Below are 10,887 nucleotides of genomic sequence, written 5' to 3' on the forward strand. Positions count from 1 at the left end.
TCCACCGCCCACCGGCCGTCGTCCCCGCGCGTGGAGAAGTGGACGACCAGCCGCTCACCGCGCAGCCGCCCGTCGACCGCCGCCGGCAGCGTCCGCGAGGTGTTCACCACGAGCACGTCCCCGGCCCGCAGCTGCCCCGCCAGCTCCCCGAAGACGTGGTGCGACACCTCCGTACCCCGGGACACCAGCAGCCGTACGTCGTCCCGACCCGCACCGCGCCGCTCGGCGGGCACCCGCGCGGACAGCGCCTCGGGCACCCGCAGGCCCTCCAGTCCCGTCCGCCCTGCGGCGGCCCCGGACATCAGACCACCCCCAGCAACGAGGTGGCCGAGTAACGGCCGCTCGTCGGCCGGTGCCGGAGCAGCCGCAGGAAGCCCGGCACCACGGACCGCGGATCCGGCCGCTCCTCACCGTCGTCCGGCACGGCCGCCGCGTACAGATCCGTCTGCATGTCGCCCGGGTCGACCGCCCACACCCGCAGCTCCGGCTCCTCCACGGCGAGCACGGCGGCCAGGTGGTCGAGCGCGGCCTTGGACGCCCCGTACCCGCCCCAGGTCTCGTACGCCTCCGCCGCCGCGTCCGAGCTGACGGCGATCACCGTGCCCGCGCGGGCCGCCCGCAGCAGCGGCAGCGCCTCCTGCACGAGCCCGAGCGCCGCCACCACATTCGTCTCCAGCGCGGCGCGCAGCCCGTCGAGCGCCAGCGCGTCCAGTCGTACGAGCGGCTCGGCGCCCAGCGCGCTCGCGTTGCTCACCAGCAGATCGAGCCCGCCCAGCGCGCCCGCCGCCGCGACCAGCTCCGCGCGGTGGACGGGATCGGTCACATCCCCGGGGACCGCCGTCACCCGCGTCCCGTGCGCCCGGATCTCCGTCGCGGCGTCCGCCAGCGCGCCGGGCGTCCTGGCGTCGAGCACCAGGTCCCACCCCTCTCGCGCGAGAGCCCCGCCCAGCGCGCGCCCCAGTCCCTTGGAAGCCCCCGTGATGATCGCTACCGACATGGCGTCCACTCCTTCTCGCCTCACGTCGGCCCGGGACGTCGCCGAGGCCGTTGCCCTCGACGCCGAGGGCCGTCGTCCCCAACATAGGAAGGACGGACGACCCGCCGGATCGGCCACGGGTCCCCCCGCGCCATGGCACATCGGCCTAGGCCGTCGGCCCCCGGCCACTGCGTCTCAGGTCCGATCCGGCCCGTCCCGCCCGCCGGTACGGTGAGGCCATGAGCCATCGACCGAGCTCCGGGCTCGCCGCCGTGAGCACCGCGCTCCTCGCGATGAGCAGGCATCTGGAAGTGAGGGACGTCCTCAAGACGATCGTCGCCTCCGCCCGCGAACTGCTCGACGCCGAGTACGCCGCGCTCGGTGTGCCCGACGACCACGGCGGCTTCGCCCAGTTCGTGGTCGACGGCGTCAGCGACGCGCAGTGGAAGGCCATCGGCCCGCTCCCGCGCCAGCACGGCATCCTCGCGGCGATGCTGCACGACGCGCGGCCCGAGCGGCTCGCCGACGTGAAGAAGGACCCCCGCTTCGGCGGCTGGCCCGCCGCACACCCCGACATGTCCGACTTCCTCGGCCTGCCCATCCGCGACGGCGACGAGACGATCGGCACGCTCTTCCTCGCCAACAAGCGCTGCCCCAAGCCGGCCGGCGGTTGCGGGTTCACCGAGGAGGACGAGGAACTTCTCGGCATCCTCGCCCAGCACGCGGCGATCGCCCTCACCAACGCCAGGCTGTACGAGCGCAGCCGCGAGCTGACCATCGCCGAGGAACGCTCCCGGCTCGCCCACGAACTCCACGACGCCGTCAGCCAGAAACTCTTCTCGCTGCGGCTGACCGCCCAGGCGGTCTCCAGCCTCATCGACCGCGACCCGGCCCGCGCCAAGGGCGAACTGCAACAGGTCGCCGACCTCGCCGCCGAGGCCGCCGACGAACTGCGCGCCGCGGTCGTCGAGCTGCGCCCCGCCGCCCTCGACGAGGACGGCCTGGTCCACACCCTGCGCGCCCACATCCAGGTCCTCGACCGCGCGCACTCCGCGCACGTCACCTTCGACAGCTGCGGTGTACGGGCCCTGCCCGCCTCCCAGGAGGAGGCGATGCTCCGCGTCGCCCAGGAGGCGCTGCACAACGCGCTGCGCCACTCCGGCGCGGAGCGCGTCGACGTGACCGTCGCCCGCCGGGGCCAGGGCGCGGTCCTCAGCGTCACCGACGACGGCAAGGGCTTCGAACCGAGAACGGTCCGCAGGGCCGGCCGCCACCTCGGGCTCGTCTCGATGCGGGACAGGTCGAGCGGTGTGGGCGGCAGGCTGACGGTGCAATCGGCGCCCGGACAGGGCACCACGATCGAGATGGAAGTGCCCGGTGGCTGACGACAAGAGAATCCGTGTGCTGCTGGTGGACGACCACCAGGTGGTCCGCCGCGGTCTGCGCACCTTCCTGGAGATCCAGGACGACATAGAGGTCGTGGGCGAGGCGTCCGACGGCGACGAGGGCGTGGCCGGCGCGGAGGAGCTGCGCCCGGACGTCGTCCTGATGGACATCAAGATGCCGGGCACCGACGGCATCGAGGCGCTGCGCAAGCTCCGCGAACTCGCCAACCCGGCCAAGGTGCTGATCGTGACGAGCTTCACCGAGCAGCGCACGGTGGTGCCCGCGCTGCGTGCCGGGGCGGCCGGTTACGTGTACAAGGACGTCGACCCGGAGGCACTGGCCGGCGCCATCCGCTCCGTACACGCCGGTCATGTCCTGCTCCAGCCCGAGGTGGCGGGCGCCCTGCTGGCCCAGGACGACCCCGGCACCGGACACGGCAGGGGCTCCTCGCTCACCGACCGGGAGCGCGAAGTGCTCACCCTGATCGCGGACGGCCGCTCCAACCGGGAGATCGCCCGCGCGCTCGTCCTCTCGGAGAAGACCGTCAAGACGCATGTCTCGAACATTCTGATGAAGCTGGATCTCGCGGACCGCACACAGGCCGCGCTGTGGGCCGTACGGCACGGGATCGCCGGCTGAGCGGCGGCCTCGGGCGGGTCCCGGCCGGTAATACGGAACGTCGTATTTCGATCTGAGATTCATACCGTCGGGTGTATGTCCCCCACACGGCGTATCCCCGGCGGTGCCCGGGCGTTCTCCATGACGTGCCGCGGATTACCGCCGCGGTCCTTGCGATGGAGGATCCTGAAAATGAACAACCTCAAGAAGGCCGCCGCCCTCACCATGATCGCCGGCGGACTCGTCGCCGCGGGTTCCGGTGCCGCCTTCGCCACCGGCGGCCCGCACGCCGACGCCGGCGGCAAGGCCGTGCACTCGCCGGGCGTCGGCTCCGGCAACCTCGTTCAGGTCCCGGTGCAGATCCCCGTGAACGCGGTCGGCAACACGGTCAACGTGATCGGCGTCCTCAACCCCGCGTTCGCCAACAGCGGCCTCAACGCCTGACCCACCGCCCTCGAGGCGCCGCGGCCCCGGTACCCGTCCTCAGCGACGGGCACCGGGGCCGTGCCGTTCATCACACTCCTGGTCACACCCCACGACCGCGCTCAGCGCGGCCCGCGCTCCCTCTCCTCCACATACGCGTTGTACGCGGCCACCTGCGCCCGCCGCGCCACCCGCTCCACCGGCCGCAACGCCTCACCACGCGCCGCCATCTCCGACGCGCTCACCGCCCCGCCGTGCCCGTGCTCCCGCGCCAGCACGACCAGCAGCCCCACCCGCTGCGCCAGCTCCAGCACCCGTACGGCGCGCGGCGGATAGCCCGGAGCCAGTACCTCCCGGCCCCGCTCCGCCCGCGCCCGGTAAGCGTCCAGCGCGGCCTCGGCCACCGGCCCCGACCCCGCGACATCCAGCCGCGACAGCACGTCCGTCGCGTCCCGCAGCGCCTCGGCCAGCTCCCGCTCCGCCTCCCCGAGCGACGGCACGTCCGCCGGCGGCGCCTCGCGCACCGGCAGACAGTGCCAGACCACCTCCACATGAAGGTCGCCCTCCGGGCCCACCGCGGACACCTCGGGCACCAGCCCGTACGGCGCCCCCGAGGCGACCACCGCCTCCTCGGCCTCCAGCGCGCGGGCGTTGAAGTCCGGCGGCCCGCTGAGCCCCAGCGGATGGCCCGGCGCCGGAAGCGCCACCCGGTACCCGCCCACCCCCAGCGCGCGCAGCCGGCCGAGCGCCAGAGTCAGCCCGACCGGCCCCGCCTCACCCGGCAGCCCCGCCACCCGGTGCACCGCGTCCGGCCCGACGATCGCGAGAGCCGCGTCGTCCGGCGATACGAAACCGGCAAGGAGGGCATTTCCCCAGGCCGCCAACAGTCCTGAGCGTGGTTCGCAAAGCATGGCCCCAGCCTAGGCAACGGACCTAAAGCGTTGACCGCCGGACCGGTGGCGTAGGTTTTCCCTGTGGAGCTGCGCCCACAGGCGCATGCCAGATCTCAAGACAGCATGGGGAGACAACGCGCTCATGAGCGATGTACTGGAGCTGGTGGACGTATCCGTGGTCCGCGACGGACGCGCTCTGGTGGACGATGTCTCCTGGTCCGTCAAGGAAGGCGAACGCTGGGTGATCCTCGGCCCCAACGGCGCCGGGAAGACGACCCTGCTCAACCTCGCGTCCAGCTACCTCTTCCCCTCCACCGGCAAGGTGAAGATCCTCGGCGACAAGCTCGGCAAGGTGGACGTCTTCGAACTCCGCCCCCGCATCGGCATGGCGGGCGTCGCCATGGCCGAGAAGCTGCCCAAGCGCCAGACCGTGCTCCAGACGGTCCTCACCGCCGCGTACGGCATGACCGCCACCTGGCACGAGAACTACGACGAGGTCGACGAGCAGCGCGCCCGCGCCTTCCTCGACCGGCTCGGCATGACCGAGTACCTGGACCGCAGGTTCGGCACCCTCTCCGAGGGCGAGCGCAAGCGCGCCCTGATCGCCCGCGCGATGATGACCGACCCCGAACTGCTGCTCCTCGACGAGCCCGCCGCCGGTCTCGACCTCGGTGGCCGCGAGGATCTCGTACGCCGCCTCGGCCGGCTCGCCAGGGACCCGTACGCCCCCTCCATGATCATGGTCACCCACCATGTCGAGGAGATCGCACCCGGCTTCACGCACGTCCTCATGATCCGCCAGGGCAAGGTCCTCGCCGCGGGCCCCATGGAGACCGAGCTGACGTCCCGTAACCTCTCCCTCTGCTTCGGTCTCCCGCTCATCGTCGAGCAGGCCAACGAGCGCTGGTCGGCGCGCGGTCTGCCACTGCGCTGACCTCGCCCGCCCCGGTGGCCCCGACAGTGCCACGTACCTCTGATGACCTGATTGCACCCCCTGTCCGGACCGGACCCGCCGACCTACCATGATGATGTGGAAATCGAAGCATGGGTGTGGTGGCTGATCGCGGCCGTAGGACTGGGCATTCCGCTCGTCCTGACGGCGATGCCCGAATTCGGGATGTTCTCCGCGGGCGCGGTGGCCGGTGCCGTCGTCGCCGCGCTGGGCGGCGGAATCGTGGCGCAGGTCCTTGTCTTCGTGGCGGTCTCGGTCGCCCTCATCGCCGTCGTACGGCCCCTGGCGGCCAGACAAGGCACCCGAACTCCCCGCCTGGCCACGGGAATCGACGCCCTGAAGGGGCGTCAGGCCGTCGTCCTCGAACGGGTCGACGGCAGCGGTGGCCGGATCAAACTCGCCGGGGAGGTCTGGTCGGCACGCACCCTCGACGCCGAACAGACCTTTGAACCGGGGGAGAAGGTCGACGTCGCCGACATCGACGGCGCGACCGCGGTAGTGATGTGAGCGCTCCTCCGGGCGCCCCCGCACGCCGTACGAAGTGAGACAACCAGGCCGAACGCCCCGCACACACAGGCGTGTTCTGCCAAACTCGATCATCTGACAGTCCGCCAGTCCGGCAGCGAAGGGCAGTAGGAACGCGATGCCATCAATCATCATCGTCCTGGTCATCCTGGTGGTGCTTGTATTCATCGCCCTGATCAAGACGATCCAGGTCATCCCGCAGGCGAGCGCCGCCATCGTGGAGCGCTTCGGGCGCTACACCCGCACGCTCAACGCGGGCCTGAACATCGTGGTCCCGTTCATCGACTCGATCCGCAACCGCATCGACCTCCGTGAACAGGTCGTCCCCTTCCCGCCCCAGCCGGTGATCACCCAGGACAACCTGGTCGTCAACATCGACACGGTCATCTATTACCAGGTCACCGACGCCCGCGCCGCGACGTACGAAGTCGCCAGCTACATCCAGGCGATCGAACAGCTCACCGTCACCACACTGCGCAACATCATCGGTGGCATGGACCTGGAGCGGACCCTCACCTCACGCGAGGAGATCAACGCGGCCCTGCGCGGGGTCCTCGACGAAGCCACCGGCAAGTGGGGCATCCGCGTCAACCGCGTCGAGCTCAAGGCCATCGAGCCGCCGACCTCCATCCAGGACTCGATGGAGAAGCAGATGCGCGCGGACCGCGACAAGCGCGCCGCGATCCTCACCGCCGAGGGCATCCGCCAGTCCGCGATCCTCACCGCCGAGGGCGAGAAGCAGTCCGCGATCCTGCGCGCCGAAGGTGAGGCCAAGGCCGCCGCCCTGCGCGCGGAGGGCGAAGCCCAGGCGATCCGTACGGTCTTCGAGTCCATCCACGCCGGCGACCCCGACCAGAAGCTCCTCGCGTACCAGTACCTCCAGATGCTCCCCAAGATCGCCGAGGGCGACGCCAACAAGCTCTGGATCGTGCCCAGCGAGATCGGCGACGCGCTCAAGGGACTCAGCGGCGCGTTCGACAACCTCGGCGCCGGCGTACCGGGCTTCAACACCGGCGGCAAGGACCGGCGCCAGCAGCCGCCGCTCGACTGAGGCGCACTGCACGGTCCCGTACGACGCACCAGACCCACCACCCGTCGTACGGGACCCGGCCCGCCGTCGGGCATGATCGGTGCTACCACCACCGATCACCGAGGGACGTGTCGCGTGACCATCTGGGAGATGCTCGCCGTGTTCGTCGCGGGCACCTGCGCCGGCACCATCAACGCGATCGTCGGCTCAGGAACGCTGATCACCTTCCCGGTGCTGCTCGCGACCGGCCTGCCACCCGTCACCGCCACCGTCTCCAACGCACTCGGCCTGATACCGGGCGCCGTCAGCGGAGCCATCGGCTACCGCGCGGAACTCGCCGGACAGCGCCGCCGCGTCATGCGCCTGGGCACCGCCTCCGTCTGCGGCGGACTCGGCGGAGCGATCCTGCTCGTCTCACTGCCCTCGACGGCCTTCGAGACGATCGTGCCGATCCTGGTCGGTCTCGCCCTCGTCCTGGTGATCCTCCAGCCCCGCCTCTCCAAGACCGTCCGGCGCCACCGCGAGCGCGCGAACGTCGCCACGAAGACCGACGGCGGACCGCTGCTCTTCGGCGGCGTACTGGCCGCCAGCGTCTACGGCGGCTACTTCACCGCGGCCCAGGGGATCATCTACATGTCCCTCATGGGCATGTTGATCGACGAGGAGACGCAGCGCCTCAACGCCGTCAAGAACGTCCTCGCCGCCATCGTGAACACCATCGCCGCGACCTTCTTCCTCTTCGTGGCGGAGTTCGACTGGACCGCGGTCGCGCTCATCGCCGTGGGCTCGGCGATCGGCGGCCAGTTGGGCGCGAAGGTCGGCCGGCGGCTGTCACCCGCGGTGATGCGCGCGACGATCGTGGTCGTCGGCACGGCTGCCATCGTCCAGCTGGTCACGCGCTGAGGGGACCGCACACGACAGAGCCCGCCTCCGGCATACGGAGACGGGCCGTCCGGCGACAGCAGGCAGAAGCGTCAAGGGCTACGCGGCAGTGCCGACCCCCGCCAGCCACTGCGGCAGCGCCGACCGCTCACCGGCCCGCAGCGTCAACAGCATCGCGTCGGCGGGAGACGGCACGAACGGCTCGTGCAGCAGGGGCATTCCCGCCTGCTCCGGCGTCCGGTCGGCCTTGCGGTGATTGTCCTCGGCACACGAGGCGACCGTATTGATCCAGCTGTCCGCACCGCCACGCGACCGCGGCACCACATGGTCCACGGTCGTCGCCCGCCGACCGCAGTACGCGCACCGGTGCTGGTCGCGTATCAGCACTCCCCGTCGCGACCACGGAGCCTGTCTTCGGAAGGGCACCCGTACATACCGGCAGAGCCTGATCACCCGGGGCACCGGGAGATCCACCGCGGCCGCACGCACCCGCAGAGCCGGGTGGGACTGCTCGACGACGGCCTTGTCCTGAAGGACCAGCACCACCGCACGGTTGAGTGTCACCGTCGACAGCGGCTCGAAGCTCGCATTCAGTACCAGCGTGTCCCGCATCCCGCCCACCTCCCGTGTGCCGCCCCGCCGGACGGCGGGCTGGGATCAACTTTGGCCGGGCGCGCCGAGATGGACAACGCAATATCCGCCGATCCGAGTTCCGGGGACGACCCCAATTGCCCCCGCAACAAAAAAATGCCCTGCTCTGATCTCTCCAAGACCAGGGCAGGGCAAACAACGGCTGAACGGTCAGCTCTCCGCCGCGGCGGCGTACTCACCGATCAGCCGCGCACGCGCCAGCGTGTGATAGCGCAGATTGAAGCCGACCACGGCGGGCGAGGCGTCCGAGTCCGGGCCCAGCGTGTCGCCGTCCACCGCGTACACCGTGAACACATAACGGTGCGCCGGATCACCCGCCGGGGGAGCGGCGCCCCCGAACTCCTTCGACCCGTAGTCGTTACGGGCGTGCACGGCGCCCTTGGGAAGCCCCTCGAACGAGCCGGAACCCGCGCCCGCCGGAAGCTCGGTGACCGACGCCGGGATGTCGAACAGCGTCCAGTGCCAGAAACCGCTGCCGGTCGGCGCGTCGGGGTCGAAGCACGTCACGGCAAAGCTCTTGGTCTCCGCGGGGAACCCCTCCCACCGCAGATGCGGTGAGGTGTTCCCCGCCGCGAAGACCTGGGCGTCCTTCAGGACCGCACCGGGCGCGATGTCGTCGCTCACCACGGTGAAGGACGGCACCGGCGGGTGGAAGTCATGAGGGAGTGGAGCCCTCTTCGCCTCGGTCACTACTGAACCTCCGGAATTCGGCTTCGCGCCGCCGGGCCTCGCGGGTCCCGGCGGCCTTCCGGGACCGAGACTATGGCCGGACAGACGTCAGGCCCAGTTACGACGTCCGCCGACGTCGGCGATCCACTGGTTGAGGTAGGCGGCCCAGTCGGTTCCCTGGAAGTCGTTCAGACCCACCTTGAACGCGCGGAACGAGTCGCTGCCCTCGCTGAAGAGGCCCGGCTTCTTGTCCATCTCCAGGATGACGTCCATCTCGCGGTCGTCCGCGATGAACGTGAGCTCGACCTGGTTCAGCCCGCGGTACCGCTGCGGCGGGACGAACTCGATCTCCTGGTAGAAGGGCAGGCGCTGACGCGTCCCCCGGATGTGCCCGCGCTCCATGTCCGCGCTCTTGAAGCGGAAGTCCAGGTTGACGAAGGCGTCCAGGATGGCCTGCTGCGCCGGGAGCGGGTGGACGTTGATCGGGTCCAGGTCGCCGGAGTCCAGTGCCCGAGCGATCTCCAGCTCCGTCGTCACACCGATGTTCATGCCGTGCAGCTGCTGCCCGGCGATGCTCGTCACCGGGGTCTCCCACGGGATCTCCAGGCCGAAGGGCACGACGTGCACCGCGCCGGCCTGCACCGCGAAGGCGCCACCGAGGCGCTGCTTGACGAATTCCAGGTCCTGCTTGACCTCCTGGTCACCGCCCTCGACCTCGACGCGCGCCTGGAGACCGACGGAGAGTCCCTCGATCTGCTGGTCGACCGACCCGCCCTGAACCCGCACCTCGCCCTGGACGACTCCGCCCGGCACGACGTTCTGCTCGGTCAGCTCGGTCTCGACGGACGCACCGCCGGCGCCCATGCTCGCGAGCAGCCTCTTGAAGCCCATAGTCACTCCTCCTAGATCCTGACCTCTACATACGCGTCACGACCGCGGGCGGTTCCCCCGCTACGCTCGGACGACATGATCGAGCGCCCCGACCGTACGCCGCTGCCCCGCGACTTCTTCAACCGGCCCGTGCTGGAAGTCGCCCCGGACCTGCTGGGCCGAACTCTCCTGCGCCGGACGGCGCAAGGAACGATAGAGCTCCGCCTCACGGAGGTGGAGGCGTACGCGGGCGACATCGACCCCGGCTCCCACGCCTTCCGGGGCCGTACGCCCCGCAACGACGTGATGTTCGGCCCGCCGGGCCACGCGTACGTCTACTTCACCTACGGCATGTGGCACTGCCTCAACCTGGTGTGCGGCCCGGTGGGACGGGCGAGCGGCGTGCTGCTGCGCGCCGGCGAGGTCCTGGAGGGCGCGGAGCAGGTGCGGAAACGACGTCTCTCGGCCCGTAACGACAAGGAACTGGCCAAAGGCCCGGCCCGATTGGCCACCGGCCTGTCCGTCGACCGCGCCTTGAACGGCGCGGACGTCTGTGCCGGCGGCGCCGCGCCCCTGTCGATGCTCACGGGCGCACCACCCCCAAGTGACCAGGTACGCAACGGCCCACGCACCGGAGTGGGCGGTGACGGTGCCCCGCACCCCTGGCGCTACTGGATCGACGGCGACCCCACGGTGAGCCCGTACCGAGCACACACCCCCCGCCGCCGGGCAACTTGACGCGCCGGTTCGGGAGCCCTAATGTAGTCCGAGCCGCTTTGAACCGGTCTTGCTCTTCAGCAGCCCGGAGTGGCCACCCACTACCTACGATTTGCCCCTGGCGGGGTTCTATTTCGGCATGCCGAAATTCGAACCTCTCGGCTCGATTATGAGTCGCCCGGGAAATCGGTTAACGTAGTGGACATGCCGAAAGGGAAACGCGAAAGCGGATAACTTAAAGCGTTCCCGCCGACTGGGAATCAGGCGCCGAAAGGTTCTGATAGAGTCGGAAACG

Annotated in this window: 14 protein-coding genes; 8 read left to right on the forward strand and 6 right to left on the reverse strand. The window is 70.4% G+C overall.

Features of this window, described 5'->3' with window-relative positions; all coding sequences use genetic code 11:
* Both P3L51_RS32405 and P3L51_RS32410 read right to left on the reverse strand, forming a co-directional pair.
* Positions 1-302, reverse strand: a 302-nt coding sequence (locus P3L51_RS32405; RefSeq protein WP_354608911.1) for an S-adenosylmethionine:tRNA ribosyltransferase-isomerase, incomplete at its 3' end; no start/stop codon positions are given.
* A complete protein-coding gene (locus tag P3L51_RS32410; RefSeq protein ID WP_354608912.1) occupies positions 302-997 on the reverse strand; it encodes an SDR family NAD(P)-dependent oxidoreductase in 696 nt (231 codons plus the stop codon). The genes P3L51_RS32405 and P3L51_RS32410, both read right to left, overlap by 1 nt.
* A gap of 218 nt (positions 998-1,215) precedes the next feature.
* Here P3L51_RS32410 and P3L51_RS32415 point away from each other — a divergent pair, with 218 nt between their 5' ends.
* The 3 genes from P3L51_RS32415 to P3L51_RS32425 all read left to right on the forward strand — a co-directional run bounded on the left by P3L51_RS32415 (position 1,216) and on the right by P3L51_RS32425 (position 3,424).
* A complete protein-coding gene (locus P3L51_RS32415; protein WP_354608913.1) occupies positions 1,216-2,361 on the forward strand; it encodes a GAF domain-containing sensor histidine kinase in 1,146 nt (381 codons plus the stop codon).
* The gene (locus P3L51_RS32420) at positions 2,354-3,001 is read left to right on the forward strand and encodes a response regulator (RefSeq protein WP_354608914.1); all 648 of its coding nucleotides are present in this window, start codon (positions 2,354-2,356) and stop codon (positions 2,999-3,001) included. Before P3L51_RS32415 ends, P3L51_RS32420 begins: the two co-directional genes overlap by 8 nt.
* Positions 3,002-3,172: 171 nt before the next feature.
* Positions 3,173-3,424 (forward strand): chaplin, encoded by a 252-nt coding sequence (locus tag P3L51_RS32425; protein ID WP_354608915.1) that lies wholly within the window; start codon positions 3,173-3,175, stop codon positions 3,422-3,424.
* Between the two features lie 101 nt (positions 3,425-3,525).
* Here the strand turns inward: P3L51_RS32425 and P3L51_RS32430 are convergent, their stop codons facing one another.
* Positions 3,526-4,314 (reverse strand): Rv1486c family protein, encoded by a 789-nt coding sequence (locus P3L51_RS32430; RefSeq protein WP_354608916.1) that lies wholly within the window; start codon positions 4,312-4,314, stop codon positions 3,526-3,528.
* A gap of 124 nt (positions 4,315-4,438) precedes the next feature.
* On the opposite strand from P3L51_RS32430, the gene P3L51_RS32435 reads away from it, so the two are divergent.
* From P3L51_RS32435 to P3L51_RS32450, 4 genes are all read left to right on the forward strand, one after another.
* Positions 4,439-5,230 carry an ABC transporter ATP-binding protein gene (locus P3L51_RS32435; protein WP_354608917.1) on the forward strand — a complete coding sequence of 264 codons (792 nt, stop codon included), beginning with the start codon at positions 4,439-4,441 and terminating at the stop codon, positions 5,228-5,230.
* Positions 5,231-5,326: 96 nt separating this feature from the next.
* Entirely contained in the window at positions 5,327-5,755 is a 429-nt protein-coding gene (locus tag P3L51_RS32440; protein WP_354608918.1) for an NfeD family protein, read from the forward strand.
* Positions 5,756-5,891: 136 nt separating this feature from the next.
* Complete coding sequence (locus tag P3L51_RS32445; RefSeq protein WP_354608919.1) at positions 5,892-6,824, forward strand: SPFH domain-containing protein; 933 nt, start codon at positions 5,892-5,894, stop codon at positions 6,822-6,824.
* A gap of 114 nt (positions 6,825-6,938) precedes the next feature.
* Positions 6,939-7,706 (forward strand): sulfite exporter TauE/SafE family protein, encoded by a 768-nt coding sequence (locus P3L51_RS32450; protein WP_354608920.1) that lies wholly within the window; start codon positions 6,939-6,941, stop codon positions 7,704-7,706.
* 78 nt (positions 7,707-7,784) lie between these two features.
* Here the strand turns inward: P3L51_RS32450 and P3L51_RS32455 are convergent, their stop codons facing one another.
* The 3 genes from P3L51_RS32455 to P3L51_RS32465 all read right to left on the reverse strand — a co-directional run bounded on the left by P3L51_RS32455 (position 7,785) and on the right by P3L51_RS32465 (position 9,896).
* Positions 7,785-8,297, reverse strand: coding sequence for an HNH endonuclease (locus tag P3L51_RS32455; RefSeq protein ID WP_354608921.1), 513 nt, complete (start codon positions 8,295-8,297; stop codon positions 7,785-7,787).
* Positions 8,298-8,486: 189 nt separating this feature from the next.
* Positions 8,487-9,026 carry a YbhB/YbcL family Raf kinase inhibitor-like protein gene (locus tag P3L51_RS32460; RefSeq protein ID WP_354608922.1) on the reverse strand — a complete coding sequence of 180 codons (540 nt, stop codon included), beginning with the start codon at positions 9,024-9,026 and terminating at the stop codon, positions 8,487-8,489.
* Positions 9,027-9,113: 87 nt separating this feature from the next.
* Positions 9,114-9,896 carry a sporulation protein gene (locus tag P3L51_RS32465; protein ID WP_354608923.1) on the reverse strand — a complete coding sequence of 261 codons (783 nt, stop codon included), beginning with the start codon at positions 9,894-9,896 and terminating at the stop codon, positions 9,114-9,116.
* 75 nt (positions 9,897-9,971) lie between these two features.
* Here P3L51_RS32465 and P3L51_RS32470 point away from each other — a divergent pair, with 75 nt between their 5' ends.
* On the forward strand, positions 9,972-10,613 hold the full coding sequence (locus tag P3L51_RS32470; protein WP_354608924.1) for a DNA-3-methyladenine glycosylase: 642 nt from the start codon (positions 9,972-9,974) through the stop codon (positions 10,611-10,613).
* The last annotated feature ends 274 nt before the right edge of the window (positions 10,614-10,887 follow it).

The sequence above is a fragment of the Streptomyces panacea genome (assembly GCF_040560175.1).
Classification (GTDB): Bacteria; Actinomycetota; Actinomycetes; order Streptomycetales; family Streptomycetaceae; genus Streptomyces; species Streptomyces panacea.

Coding starts and splice junctions, on each gene's coding strand:
- P3L51_RS32410 (WP_354608912.1), bottom strand. CDS start 997: ATGTCGGTAGCGATCATCACGGGGGCTTCCAAGGGACTGGGGCGCGCG.
- P3L51_RS32415 (WP_354608913.1), top strand. CDS start 1,216: ATGAGCCATCGACCGAGCTCCGGGCTCGCCGCCGTGAGCACCGCGCTC.
- P3L51_RS32425 (WP_354608915.1), top strand. CDS start 3,173: ATGAACAACCTCAAGAAGGCCGCCGCCCTCACCATGATCGCCGGCGGA.
- P3L51_RS32430 (WP_354608916.1), bottom strand. CDS start 4,314: ATGCTTTGCGAACCACGCTCAGGACTGTTGGCGGCCTGGGGAAATGCC.
- P3L51_RS32435 (WP_354608917.1), top strand. CDS start 4,439: ATGAGCGATGTACTGGAGCTGGTGGACGTATCCGTGGTCCGCGACGGA.
- P3L51_RS32445 (WP_354608919.1), top strand. CDS start 5,892: ATGCCATCAATCATCATCGTCCTGGTCATCCTGGTGGTGCTTGTATTC.
- P3L51_RS32455 (WP_354608921.1), bottom strand. CDS start 8,297: ATGCGGGACACGCTGGTACTGAATGCGAGCTTCGAGCCGCTGTCGACG.
- P3L51_RS32465 (WP_354608923.1), bottom strand. CDS start 9,896: ATGGGCTTCAAGAGGCTGCTCGCGAGCATGGGCGCCGGCGGTGCGTCC.
- P3L51_RS32470 (WP_354608924.1), top strand. CDS start 9,972: ATGATCGAGCGCCCCGACCGTACGCCGCTGCCCCGCGACTTCTTCAAC.